This is a genomic window from Streptomyces durocortorensis (assembly GCF_031760065.1).
In the GTDB taxonomy this organism is placed as follows: Bacteria; Actinomycetota; Actinomycetes; order Streptomycetales; family Streptomycetaceae; genus Streptomyces.
In genome coordinates this window covers 4,091,742-4,103,497 of sequence record NZ_CP134500.1, presented here as the reverse complement: position 1 = coordinate 4,103,497, position 11,756 = coordinate 4,091,742, and the positions used below count along the sequence as shown (strand labels likewise).

At 71.7% G+C, this 11,756-nt stretch carries 12 protein-coding genes; 5 read left to right on the top strand and 7 right to left on the bottom strand.

Annotated elements, in window-relative coordinates:
- Positions 1-104 precede the first annotated feature (104 nt).
- Positions 105-1,757, bottom strand: a complete 1,653-nt coding sequence (cdgB, locus tag RI138_RS18190; protein WP_096629017.1) for a diguanylate cyclase CdgB — start codon at positions 1,755-1,757, stop codon at positions 105-107.
- A gap of 458 nt (positions 1,758-2,215) precedes the next feature.
- Between cdgB and RI138_RS18185 the strand changes: the two genes are divergently transcribed.
- Positions 2,216-2,722: a flavin reductase family protein gene (locus tag RI138_RS18185; protein WP_311120784.1), complete on the top strand. Its 507-nt coding sequence runs from the start codon at positions 2,216-2,218 to the stop codon at positions 2,720-2,722.
- Between the two features lie 14 nt (positions 2,723-2,736).
- Here the strand turns inward: RI138_RS18185 and arfB are convergent, their stop codons facing one another.
- Entirely contained in the window at positions 2,737-3,171 is a 435-nt protein-coding gene (arfB, locus tag RI138_RS18180) for an alternative ribosome rescue aminoacyl-tRNA hydrolase ArfB (RefSeq protein ID WP_311120783.1), read from the bottom strand.
- A 231-nt stretch (positions 3,172-3,402) separates the two neighbouring features.
- Between arfB and RI138_RS18175 the strand changes: the two genes are divergently transcribed.
- On the top strand, positions 3,403-3,978 hold the full coding sequence (locus RI138_RS18175; RefSeq protein ID WP_096629021.1) for a TerD family protein: 576 nt from the start codon (positions 3,403-3,405) through the stop codon (positions 3,976-3,978).
- A gap of 103 nt (positions 3,979-4,081) precedes the next feature.
- Here the strand turns inward: RI138_RS18175 and RI138_RS18170 are convergent, their stop codons facing one another.
- The 4 genes from RI138_RS18170 to RI138_RS18155 all read right to left on the bottom strand — a co-directional run bounded on the left by RI138_RS18170 (position 4,082) and on the right by RI138_RS18155 (position 8,028).
- Positions 4,082-5,479 (bottom strand): M1 family metallopeptidase, encoded by a 1,398-nt coding sequence (locus RI138_RS18170; protein ID WP_311120782.1) that lies wholly within the window; start codon positions 5,477-5,479, stop codon positions 4,082-4,084.
- Positions 5,480-5,616: 137 nt separating this feature from the next.
- A complete protein-coding gene (locus tag RI138_RS18165; RefSeq protein ID WP_311120781.1) occupies positions 5,617-6,840 on the bottom strand; it encodes a YncE family protein in 1,224 nt (407 codons plus the stop codon).
- Complete coding sequence (locus RI138_RS18160; protein WP_311120780.1) at positions 6,837-7,433, bottom strand: ankyrin repeat domain-containing protein; 597 nt, start codon at positions 7,431-7,433, stop codon at positions 6,837-6,839. The genes RI138_RS18165 and RI138_RS18160 overlap by 4 nt, the downstream gene beginning before the upstream one ends.
- A gap of 37 nt (positions 7,434-7,470) precedes the next feature.
- Positions 7,471-8,028, bottom strand: a complete 558-nt coding sequence (locus RI138_RS18155) for a GlcG/HbpS family heme-binding protein (RefSeq protein WP_311120779.1) — start codon at positions 8,026-8,028, stop codon at positions 7,471-7,473.
- A 332-nt stretch (positions 8,029-8,360) separates the two neighbouring features.
- Between RI138_RS18155 and RI138_RS18150 the strand changes: the two genes are divergently transcribed.
- Positions 8,361-9,704 carry a histidine kinase gene (locus RI138_RS18150; RefSeq protein ID WP_398864304.1) on the top strand — a complete coding sequence of 448 codons (1,344 nt, stop codon included), beginning with the start codon at positions 8,361-8,363 and terminating at the stop codon, positions 9,702-9,704.
- The gene (locus RI138_RS18145) at positions 9,701-10,339 is read left to right on the top strand and encodes a response regulator (RefSeq protein ID WP_096629027.1); all 639 of its coding nucleotides are present in this window, start codon (positions 9,701-9,703) and stop codon (positions 10,337-10,339) included. Before RI138_RS18150 ends, RI138_RS18145 begins: the two co-directional genes overlap by 4 nt.
- 234 nt (positions 10,340-10,573) lie before the next feature.
- On the opposite strand, the gene RI138_RS18135 is transcribed toward RI138_RS18145, so the two are convergent.
- A complete protein-coding gene (locus RI138_RS18135) occupies positions 10,574-10,819 on the bottom strand; it encodes a hypothetical protein (protein WP_311120777.1) in 246 nt (81 codons plus the stop codon).
- Positions 10,820-11,121: 302 nt separating this feature from the next.
- On the opposite strand from RI138_RS18135, the gene RI138_RS18130 reads away from it, so the two are divergent.
- Complete coding sequence (locus tag RI138_RS18130; RefSeq protein ID WP_311120776.1) at positions 11,122-11,619, top strand: hypothetical protein; 498 nt, start codon at positions 11,122-11,124, stop codon at positions 11,617-11,619.
- The last annotated feature ends 137 nt before the right edge of the window (positions 11,620-11,756 follow it).

Genomic DNA, 11,756 nt, shown 5'->3' with positions numbered 1-11,756 from the left:
CCGGCCGAGCCTACCTCGAACGGAGCAGGGCCCGAATTGCGATCATGGGCCGGGGCGGGGCCGGGAAACCGGTACGGGGTAGGGGAGGAACGGGGTCGTGAACGTCAGCCGGCCCTGCGGTGAACCTTCGACCGGGACCGTTTTTCCACGTACATCCGCTGGTCGGCGGAGCGCAGGACCTCTTCCACGGTCATCCCGCACTCGGCCCAGCCGATGCCGAAACTCGCCCCGACCCGGACGGCACGACCGTCGACCCTTATGGGCGGAATGATGGCATTCCGCAGGCGTACGGCCAGGTCAGCGGCGTCCGCCGATCCGAGGCCGTCGGCGAGAACGACGAATTCGTCACCCCCGAGCCGGGCGACGGTGTCACCGTCCCGGACACAGGTGGTCAGCCGCCGGGCCACCTCGATGAGGACCGCGTCACCGGTGTGATGTCCGAAACGGTCGTTGATGGACTTGAAGCCGTCGAGGTCGCAGAAGAGCACCGCGAGCCCCTTCGTCCCGTCGTCGTGCTCCGGGTCGGGGGCCACCGCGTGCACATGGTGGTCGTAGGGGCCGCCAGGCAGCGCCTCTCCTTCGTACCCGTCGGCGCGGTAGCCGTGGGTGAGGGACGACTCGACGTCCCCGTACGCCGCGTCCAGCGCCTCGATCGCGGTCGCGGCCGGGGAGTGCGGACGCCCACAGAGCCGGGCGCTGAGCCGCGACTTCAGCTCGGCGCTGTTGGGCAGCCCGGTCAGCGCGTCGTGCGAGGCGCGATGCGCGAGGTTCAGCTCGTGGCGCTTGCGCTCCTCGATGTCCTCGACATGGGTGAGCAGGAAGCGCGGCCCGTCGGCGGCGTCCGCGACCACCGAGTTACGCAGGGAGACCCAGAGGTACGTGCCGTCCCGGCGGCTCAGCCGCAGCTCGGCCCGGCCGCCCTCGGCGGAGGTACGCAGCAGGGTGCCGATGTCCTCGGGGTGGACCAGGTCGGCGAAGGAGTAGCGGCGCATGACGGAGGCCGGGCGGCCGAGCAGCCGGCACAGGGCGTCGTTGGTCCGCAGCAGCCTGCCCTGCTGGTCGCCGCCCATCTCCGCGATGGCCATCCCGCTGGGCGCGTACTCGAAGGCCTGCCGGAACGACTCCTCGCTGGCCCGCAGCGCCTGCTGTTCGCGTTCGAGTCTGACCAGGGCGCGCTGCATGTTGGCCCGCAGCCGGGCGTTGCTGATCGCGATGGCGGCCTGGGACGCGTACATCTGGAGCGCCTCGCGCCCCCACGCTCCGGGGCGGCGCCCGTTGCGCGGCCGGTCGACGGATATGACACCGAGGAGGTCCCGGCCGCCGCCGGACGCGTACATCGGGGCGTAGAGCCGGTCCAGCGGATGCCACTCGTCCTCGAACCTGGGCTCGGGCCCCTCGGTGTGCCACTGCGGCACGTCGTCGTCGAGGAGGACCCAGCCCTCGGTGTGCGGGATGAACCGGAGGTCGTCCCAGGCCTCGCCCATGGAGAGACGGCGCTCCCAGGAGGTGCGGGAGCCGACGCGGCCGGTGATGAGGGCTTCGGCGGCGGCGTTGCCCGCGAAGGCGGCGATGACGAGGTCGCCGTCGGGCCGGACCAGGTTGACGCAGCCCAGCTCGTAGCCGAGGCCCGTGACGATGCCGTCGGCGACGGACTGAAGCGTGTCCGCCAGGCTCCGCGCCGTGTTGAGATCAGCGACGGCCTGATGCAGCTGCCGCATGGTCGCAAGGCGGACATACGGCTCCGACTCGGCCTCCATTGCTCGCACTCCCCGAGACCTCGACAGCAACTCCAGGTTTCATATCGACGTACTTGTTTGCAGTGTCCCCGCCACTGAATCACAGTGAGCTGTGCACCCGGTACACAGGGTCAGCAGAAAATGGACTCTGTGACTCAAGTCACAATAGATGATCATGGGTTGCCAGTGACCCGGAACGACAACTGTCGTTCCGATCTCGTTCAGGATCTATTCAGGGTCCGTTCAGGAGTACGTCCCGGGGGCCGTTACGGAGCCCGTCGCGGGGGCCGTTGCGGAGCCCGTCTCTGGAGCCCGTTCACGAGCCGCCCCGGGGCCCGTCCGGAGCCCGTCCCGGAGTCCTAGGACCGGCTTGGTCCCTTGGCCCGATGCGGTCGTCCGGCCGCCACGGCTAGCGTTCCGGTGTGCTCCAGACGAAACCCCCCACTCCGCGCCCCGAGCCCATCCCCCATGCTGAGGGAGTGAGCAACGACGAGTTCCGCGCCGCACTCGCGCGGCTGGCCGCCGGGGTGGTGCTGGTCACCGCCCAGGAACCGCCCCTCGACGCGGACGGCCGGGGCGAGGACGTCGGTATGACGGCGACCGCCTTCATGTCCGTGTCCCTGGACCCGCCCCTGGTGATGGTGAGCCTGCGCAACGGCTCCAGGATGGACGACCTCCTCGACGAGCAGCCGCTGTGGGCGGTCTCCGTCCTGGCGGCGAGCCAGCGGCACATCGCGGGCCGGTTCGCCATGAAGGGCCGGATCAGCGACCGGCTGTTGTTCGAGGACATCGCGTACGTACGCGGCGGGGTGACGCACGCGCCGCTGATCGGCGGGGCGCTGGCGACGCTGGAGTGCCGGACCGAGCAGCGGGTGGCGGCCGGGGACCACACCCTGGTGATCGGGCGGGTGCTGACGGCGGAGCTGCCGAGCCCGGACGGGGACCCGCTGACGTACTTCAAGGGGCGCTACCGACAGCTGGGCTGACGGGCCCGACGGGGCTACCAGTCGCGGCCCGAGCGGCCGCGCTTCGTGTCGCCGCGCTGCTTCTTCTCGCGCAGCCTGCGCTCGTTGATCCCGCGCGGGATCTTCCGCTTGATGCGCGGCTTGGGCGGCGGCGCCGTGGCCTCGGCCAGCAGCGCGGCGAGCCGCACGGCGGCCGTCTCGCGGTTGCGCCACTGGGAGCGGTGCTCGGACGCCCGTACGGAGACAACTCCGCCCACCAGCCTGCCCGCGAGCCGCTCCAGCGCCCGCTCCTTCCACACCTCGGGGAGCGCCTCGGTCGCCGCCAGGTCGAAGCGCAGCTCCACCTGCGAGTCGCTGGTGTTGACGTGCTGGCCGCCGGGGCCCGAGGAGCGCGAGAAACGCCACATGAGCTCGGCCTCCGGGAGGGAGACCGAGCCGCGGATGACATAGGGCCCGGACATGACACCCATGGTCCCCTCCCCGCACCCCGCCCGTCACCTTCTTTTGCCGCCGCACCCCACTCGTCACTTCTTCTGCCGCCGGAACCCGTCCGGTTCTTCGCCGCCGGATCCCGTCCGGAGGAAGTTCGGCAAAGAAAGTAAAGCGAACAGGAACCTCATGGTCTGCTGCTTGCGTTATGACGGATGACGGTAGCTTCGTGATGGCACGAAGCCCGCACACGACGAGGAAAGGGACTTCCCATGGCAGTAAGCCTGTCCAAGGGCGGCAACGTCTCGCTCACCAAGGAGGCACCGGGCCTGACCGCCGTCACGGTCGGCCTCGGCTGGGACGTCCGTACCACCACCGGCACCGACTTCGACCTCGACGCCTCGGCGATCGCGGTCAACCCGGCGGGGAAGGTCTTCTCCGACGGCCACTTCGTCTTCTTCAACAACAAGTCGACGCCGGACCAGACCATCGTGCACACCGGTGACAACGTCACGGGTGAGGGCGAGGGCGACGACGAGCAGATCAACGTCAACCTGGCAGGCCTGCCGGCCGATGTGGACAAGATCGTCTTCCCGGTCTCCATCTACGACGCCGAGACCCGCAGCCAGAACTTCGGCCAGGTCCGCAACGCGTTCATCCGCATCCTCAACCAGGCCGGCGGCGCCGAGATCGCCCGCTACGACCTGAGCGAGGACGCCGCCACCGAGACCGCCATGGTCTTCGGCGAGCTCTACCGCAACGGCGCCGAGTGGAAGTTCCGCGCGGTCGGCCAGGGTTACGCCTCGGGCCTGCGCGGCATCGCCCAGGACTTCGGCGTCAACCTCTGACCCGAGCGGGCACAACAGCTTCACCGGCTTCACCCGAGCCCCCGGCCGCACCGCGCGGCCGGGGGCTCCGGCGCGCGACGGGACGTCTGCTCGCATGCGCAGGTCAGCCCTCCCCGGGCGGTCGGCTTTCGCCGTACAGCCAGGCGTCCCACAGCCCGGTCAGATCCTGCCCCGTCTCCTCCTCCACGTACGCGGTGAAGTCGTCGGTGGAGGCGTTCCCGTGCCGGTGGGCCTTGGTCCACCCCCTGACGAGGGCGAAGAACGCCGGGTCGTCGTCCATGGCGAGCCGGACGCGGTGCACGACCATGGCCCCGCGCCCGTACACCGGCGGATCGGACAGATCCACGGCGTTCGGCGGATCGGCGGGCGGGAAAGCCCAGTTGGCGTCGTTCTGGTACGCCTCCTCGAAGCTCTCCTCGACGGGCACGTCCTCGTGGTCGGCGGCCCAGAGCCACTCCGCGTACGTGGCGAAGCCCTCGTTGAGCCACATGTCCCGCCAGGTCGCGGGGGTGACGGAGTTCCCGAACCACTGGTGGGCCAGCTCGTGGACGAGGAGAGCGGTGTCGGGCGGGCCGGGGAAGACGGGCCGGTTCTGGGTCTCCAGGGCGTACGTCGAGTCACCCGTCCGTTCGACGATCGCCCCGGCGGAGGCGAAGGGGTACGGGCCGAACTTCCCGGCCGACCACTTCAGCACCGCCGGAATCCGCCCCAGCACGTCCTCGCTCGCCGCCGCCGACTCCGGATCCACGGCGGTGAACAGCCGGATGCCCTCCGGCGTCACCGACTCCTCCGTGGCGAACCGGCCCACGGCCACCGTCGCCAGATAGCTCGCCATGGGCTCGGCGGTCCGCCAGCGGAAGGCGGTACGGCCGTCTTCCGTACGCCGGGACACCAACTCCCCGTTGGAGACGGCAGTCAGCGCCTCGGGCACGGTGATCTCGATGTCGTACGCGGCCTTGTCGCTCGGGTGGTGGTTGCCGGGAAACCAGGCCATGGAGCCGGTCGGCTCGCCGAGGGCCACCGCACCGTCCGCCGTCCGCAGCCAGCCCTCCTTCTCACCGTCCGCGTCGGTGAGGGTCTCCGGAGATCCGGAGTAGCGCACAACAGTGGCGAACGTGCGCCCCTTGCGCAACCGGTGTTCCACCGCCCCCGCCGGACGCAGCGTCATCTCCTTGCCCGCCCGGTTCACGGCAGCCGGCCGACCCGCGACGGTCGCGCTCTCGACGTCCAGCCCGGCCAGGTCGAGGTGGAACGCGCTCAGGTCCTGGGTGGCGCGGGCGGTGATCGTCGCCGTGCCGCGCAGCCGGTCGGCGGCCGGGTCGACGTCGAGCTTCAGGCCGTAGTGCGTGACGTCGTAGCCGCCGTTGCCGAGCCCGGGGAAGTACGGGTCGCGCAGCCCGGCCGCGCCCGGCGTGCCCTCGACCCCGCCGGAACAGCCCGCGCTGAGGAGGGCGAGGGCGAGGAGGAAGGACGCGGTACGGGCCGGGGGGCGGAGATTCACCCGGTCGATCCTAGGCGGGCCTGCCGCCAGGTCCTGGCGGTCAGTTCGGATCAGGGAGAAGCCGCCCGCCTCGGGGAACGGGCGGGCGGCTTCGGCTCAGGGAGACGGCTTCCTCTGCTGAGGGAAGCGGGTTCTGCTCAGAGGACGGCGATACCGAGGGGCCGGTTGCCCGCCGTCAGGCGGACCGGTTCGCTCTCCGGGTCCTCCAGGCCGTCCAGGTCGACGACCGTGATCCCGTTCCAGTAACCGTCGCGGGTGAAGCCGCCGGTGACGTACGCCGTCCGGCCGTCCTTCGACACCGCCACGTCCTCGTGCGGTCCCTTCAGCGGGACGACCCGCTCCTTGCCGTCGGGAGTGCGGACGGTGAGCGAGGGGCCCTCGTCGTCCGAGCCGATCGGGCCGGTGCCGACGACGAGGAGAGTCCCGTCGGGGGTGAGGGCCGCGCCGTGCTGGTGGGTGTTGGCGGTCATCCGCTCGATCGTCACCTCGCCGGTGCGCGGGTCGAGGACCGCGAGCCGCTCCCCCTCGAAGGGCAGCAACAGCTTGCCGTCCGCCGGGCGTACGACGGCGTAGTGCGGCTTGAGCCAGGAGCCGAGCCCGCCCTCGGTGCCGTACGGGGCGACTTCCATGCGCCGGGTCCTGAGTGTGTCCGCGTCCACCGCCGTGACGTCGAAGGAGTCGTGATCGGTGGCGTACACCTCACGGCCGTCCGGCGAGACGTCCACGTCGAAGGGGCGACGTCCGACCGGCGCGGTGCCGGTGACCTCGCCGGCCTCGGTGTCGATGACCTCCACGGTGCCGTTGCCGTCGGGCACGTTGACGCCGACGTAGACGTGCTCGCCGCCGGGGGCCAGGGCGATGCCCATGCCGCCGCCCCGGTACTCGCCGGCGGTGACGGGTCCGGTCTCCGTCTCGTACGGGATGAGCGCGAGGCGTGTCCGCCGTTGCGTGTCCACGACCGCGACGCCCTCGGCGGTGGCGACCCAGGCCCGCCCGTCCTCGCCGACGACGAGGCCATAGGGGGCGGTGCCTACCTCGACCGAGGCGATGGGGACCCCGCCCTCCCCGGACCCGTCGCGCCCGGGGTCGACGAAGGTCACGGTGTCGCTGCCGAAGTCGGCGACGAGGAGAGTCCCGTCGGCCGTGCGGCCGGTGGGGGTACGGGAGGGGTCGGGGGTGCGCACGGTGCTCGGCGCGGCGGACCCGGCCGGGGTGCCGGAGGTGTCCGGGGCGGCCTCCGTGGTGCCGGTCGCGCACCCGGCTAGCAGGGCGGCGGCGACGAGGGCGAACGTGATGCGGCGGGCGCGGGCGGCGGGTGCCCCGGCTGTTCGGCGGGCGCGGGGACCGCGCTTCGCGGTCATGCGGCGTCTCGCAGCAGCGCGGCCAGCTCCGCGAACCCGCGCCGCTCGGCGTGGGCGAGCGGGGTGACCCCGTCCCCGTCGGGCAGATCCCGTGTCGCCCCGGCCGCGAGCAGCAGTTCCACGACCTCCTGGTGCGCCCGGCCGCCCTCGCCGAGGATCACCGCCTCCAGCAGGGCGGTCCAGCCGAGCCGGTTCACGTGGTCGACGTCGATGTCGGTGACGCGCAGCACCTCCCGTACGTACGCGACATGGCCGCGTTCGCTGGCAGGGATGAGGGAGACGCCGCCGAACCGGTTGCGCAGGGTCAGGTCCGGTCCGGCGGGCAGCAGCACGTGCAGCATCGCAACGCTGCCGGTGACCCCGGTGACCAGCCAGGGGCTGTCCTCGCGGCGGTCCTGGGCGTTCGGGTCGGCCCCGGCCGCCACGAGCAGCCGGGCCACCTCGACATGGTCACCGTGGACGGCAAGGAGCAGGGGGGTACGCAGCTCGTCGTCGCGGACGTCGACCCGGGCACCGCCCTCGATCGCGGTGCGCGCACGGTCGGCGTCGCCGGTGCGTGCGGCGGTGAGCAGGTCGTGATCGAGGGCGTTCATGGGTACTCCGTTCTCGGCTGTGCCTGTGCGGACGCGACTACCGGGCGAGGGCGGCGACGCCCGCCCGGGCGAACTTCTCGTCGAGGTCGCCGCTGGGCGCGCCGGCCACGCCGATGCCCGCCACCGGGGCGCCCTTGACCTGGACCGGGGCGCCGCCGCCGAGGAACAGGGTGCCAGGGATGTCCTTCAGGTTCGGGGCCTGCTCCAGGCGCTTGACCAGCTCGGAGGTGGGGGCGTTCCAGGAGACGGCGGTGTACGCCTTCTTCGCGGCGGACTCGGGGGACTGCGGGCCCGCGCCGTCGCCGCGCAGGGTGACGATGGTGTTGCCGTTGCGGTCGACCACAGCGACGGAGACGCGCTGGTTCTCCTTCTTCGCGGCGTTCAGCGTGGCCTGGGCGGCCTTGGTGGCGGCAGCCACGGTCAGGTGCGTGGTCTGCTGGAGGTTGCGGTTCTTCGTGTCGGCCTTGACCGCGGTGGCGGGGGCGGCCGTCGGGGAGGAGGCGCTCGCGGACATCGCGCCGAACGTCCCGGCCCCGAGGGCGGCGACGACAACGGCACCGGTGACGACACGGGTACGCAGCGACAGCTTCTTCATGGTGGCTCCTTGATGGTTTCCGGGGCGGCCCGGTGGTTCGTACGAGCGGGCCGGGCGTTTCGCTCTGGTGTCGATCCTCCCGGCGGATCCGGCCCCGTACGGTCGACGTACCGGCTGGAAGCGGCGCGCGGGACGGCTGACGTCCCCATCAGCCGATCGGTTGATGCGGGGGTGGTCGGGCCGGGCCACCATGGGGGGATCTGCGCAGGTCAACAGGGGCGGCGACAGGAAACGTGAGGTACGAGGTGCACCACCCAGGCGGTCCGCGCGACGCGGAGAGGGGTGGCTCCGGTGCGCACGAGGGGGAGCAGAGTGCCCCCCGTCCGCACGACCTGGAAGGGGGTGACCCCCGTCCGCACAACGCGGAGAAGAGTGCCCACCGTCCGCACGCCCCGGAGAAGGCCGACCCCCATCCGCACAGCGCGGAGGAGAATGTCCCCACCGGCCCGGACCCCGACGCCCGCTGGCTCGCGCTCCTCATGCACGCCGCGTTCTTCCTGCTGCTCGGCGCCTCGCTGACCCGCTTCCTGATGCGGCACCCCGGCGAGGCCCGCACCCCGTGGATCATCGCTCTCTCCATCACCCTCGCGGCGCTCTACCTCCTCGGCCCGGTCCTCGGCTCGCGCCCCACCCCGCGCCGGCTCACCTGGCTCGGGGTCCTCGTCGTCGTCTGGATGGTGCTGGTCGTGCTCGCGCCGAGCTTCGCGTGGTGCGCGGTGCCGCTCTTCTACACGGGGCTGCGCATCCTGCCGCCGCGTGCGGCACTCGCGCTCGTCGCCCTGCTCACGGCGTTCGTCGTCGCCGCGCAACTGCGCCTGGCGACCGGGTTCGACCCGAACCTGGTACTCGCCCCACCCGCCGTGGCCGCCGTAGCGACCGCCGTCTTCGTCCATATGCAGCGCCAGGCGGTACGCCAACGGGAACTGGCCGCACGCCAGCGCGAGCTGATCGACGACCTGCTGCGCACCCGGCGCGAACTCGCCGCCACCGAGCGCCGCGAGGGCACCCTCGCCGAACGACAGCGGCTCTCCATGGAGATCCACGACACCCTCGCGCAGGGCCTGTCCAGCCAGCAGATGCTGCTCCAGGCCGCCGACCGCACCTGGACCGCCGACCCGGACGCCGCCCGCCGCCATGTCCGTACCGCCACGGGTATCGCCGAACGCAACCTCGCCGAGGCCCGCCGCTTCGTCCACGACCTGGCCCCGGCCGACCTCGCGGAGGGCGGCGGCCTGGAGGCGGCGCTGCACGCGCTGGCGGCCCGCGAGACGGCGCAGGCCCAGGGCGCCCTGACCGTCCGGTGCCACGTGGAGGGCACTCCGCACACCCCCCTGCCGGACCGGGTGCAGTCCGCCCTGCTGCGCATCGCCCAAGGGGCCCTGGCCAATGTGGGGGAGCACTCCGGGGCGACCGCCGCCGGCCTGACCCTGACCCACCTGGACGACCGGGTGGTCCTGGACATCGCAGACAACGGCCGCGGCTTCACCGTGGAGCCCGCAGGCGCACACGGCACCCCCACCGTCCGCGGCCACGGCCTCCCGGCGATGCGGGCCCGAGTGCACCAGCTCGGCGGAACGCTCACGATCGAGTCGGCGCCGGGCGAGGGCACGGTGCTCTCGGCCGAGGTCCCCCTCACCACGGCCCCGGCCACCAGCGCCCCGGAGGAACCCGCATGACCAGCCGCCCGACAACTCCCGTACGCATCCTGCTCTGCGACGACCACGTGGTCGTGCGCGCCGGACTGCTCGCCCTCCTCGGCAGCGAACCGGACATCGAGGTCGTCGGCGAGGCGGGCAGCGGCGAGGAGGCCGTGGTGCTCGCCGCCCGGCTCACCCCGGACGTCGTCCTCATGGACCTCCAGCTCGGCGAAGGCATCGACGGCGTCGAGGCGACCCGCCGCATCGCCGCCGACGGCACCGTCCACGTCCTGGTTCTGACCACGTACGACACCGACGCCGACATCACCCGCGCCATCGAGGCCGGCGCCACCGGCTACCTGCTGAAGGCCGAACGCCCCGAGGAACTGTTCGCCGCCATCCGGTCCGCGGCCCAGGGCCGCACCACGCTCTCGGCCCCCGTCGCCAGCCGCGTCATGGCCCGGATGCGCAGCCCCCGCCCCAGCCTCACCGACCGGGAACGCGACATCCTCGCCCAGCTCTCCCAGGGCCTCGGCAACCGCGACATCGCCCGCGCCCTGTTCATCAGCGAGGCCACGGTCAAGACCCACCTGGGCCGGATCTACGACAAACTCGGCGTCGACACCCGCGCGGGCGCGGTATCGGTCGCGAAGGAACAGCGTCTGCTGCCGTAGGGCCCGGCGCGCGGCATGCCTGATCCGCCGGACGGACCCGCAGAACGTTCGCCCAGGACAGGCGCGCAGAACTTTCGTCCAGGACAGGAACGGATATCTACCTCATGAAGAGAGCGTCCTGCACGACTGGAGGGATGACCAGGCGGTCACGGTCCTGAGCAACTGCCGCAAGGTGCTGCCACCCGACGGCCTGGTTCTGATCGTGGAAGGTCAGCCCTCGGACCGGCTTTCGGATCAGCTCTCGTCGAACAAGGCGTCGACACTCGATGCGGTGACCGCCCGCTCGAACCACACGTCGAGCACCGCAAGGTCGGCACACGTGGTGATGCGCTGCCGTGCCGCGTCCGGCACCTCCACACCGCGCACCGCGAGAATCCGCAGAATGTCCTCGGCGCGGCTTTCCAGGCGCCTTTCTACCCGACCCTCGTCGCGGAAGGATTCGGCGACGAAGCCCCGGAAGCGACTCAGCCCAGTGCCCATCAGGTTCCTCCAGATCTCACGGGCCGGGGTGGTTCCCAAACCCGCCTCGGTGAATTCGGCGAAACCGCTGCGGCATCGGCGTCCGTGGCCCGGAGCGCCTCGGCGAGAGCTTCGCGCCCTGTTCACCGGCTGCGCCGGTCACGACACCACGACACTCCGCGTCGCAACCTCCGGCAGACCACGCACCTGACCGTGGCTGCCGCCGCCAAGGCCGCCCAGGCCACGCTGAACGCCGCGAAGAAGAACCTGCGCCCTCACTCGATCGTGTCAGCCCCCGTGACCGGGCATGACACCATCGATCCGTGCTCGACATCGGCTACTCCCTCTCCCGTCGCTTCCCCGACCCCCCGCAGACCGACTACCGCCGCGCGGACGTCCGCGCGCTGCGCCACGATCTGTTCTCCGGCGACGTCTACCTCGCGGACACCAAGGCGGACCGCGAGGTGTCCACAGCCTGGGGATGGGTGCCGGTGCTCGACTTCGCGTGGGCGCTGTGCGACATCGTCGAGCAGATCGACCAGGACCCGCGCGGCAACCGCTCGCACCGGCGGCAGTACGCGGAGTTGGACTTCACCGAGTCCTCGGACGTCATGATCTTCGAGCGTCGCTTCGGCTGGGTCGACGTCGAGGCGGACTGGATGCCCGGCGACGAGCCCCCGCTCACCTTCAGCCACTCCCTCCTGCGCCGCGAGGCCCGCGACTTCCTGCACGACCTGATCGCCGATCTGGCCGACATGCACGAGGGCCTCGCCGACAACCCCGTGATCTGGGACCTCCAGGCCCGCTTCCCCCGTATGTGAGCCGTCAAGAGAACCGAGGCGACCCGTATCTGCCTCGTACGTCCCTCGCGCCCTCACTCATACGCGCCTCGTGCGTCCCTCACCCGAAACCCGTACCTGGTTACCGGTAACCAGGTAGCCCGTACTGCCCCGTACGG

Bases quoted from the DNA above. Each gene is read 5' to 3' on its own strand.
- cdgB (WP_096629017.1), bottom strand. From the start codon at position 1,757: ATGGAGGCCGAGTCGGAGCCGTATGTCCGCCTTGCGACCATGCGGCAG.
- arfB (WP_311120783.1), bottom strand. From the start codon at position 3,171: ATGGGTGTCATGTCCGGGCCCTATGTCATCCGCGGCTCGGTCTCCCTC.
- RI138_RS18175 (WP_096629021.1), top strand. From the start codon at position 3,403: ATGGCAGTAAGCCTGTCCAAGGGCGGCAACGTCTCGCTCACCAAGGAG.
- RI138_RS18165 (WP_311120781.1), bottom strand. From the start codon at position 6,840: ATGACCGCGAAGCGCGGTCCCCGCGCCCGCCGAACAGCCGGGGCACCC.
- RI138_RS18160 (WP_311120780.1), bottom strand. From the start codon at position 7,433: ATGAACGCCCTCGATCACGACCTGCTCACCGCCGCACGCACCGGCGAC.
- RI138_RS18155 (WP_311120779.1), bottom strand. From the start codon at position 8,028: ATGAAGAAGCTGTCGCTGCGTACCCGTGTCGTCACCGGTGCCGTTGTC.
- RI138_RS18145 (WP_096629027.1), top strand. From the start codon at position 9,701: ATGACCAGCCGCCCGACAACTCCCGTACGCATCCTGCTCTGCGACGAC.
- RI138_RS18135 (WP_311120777.1), bottom strand. From the start codon at position 10,819: ATGGGCACTGGGCTGAGTCGCTTCCGGGGCTTCGTCGCCGAATCCTTC.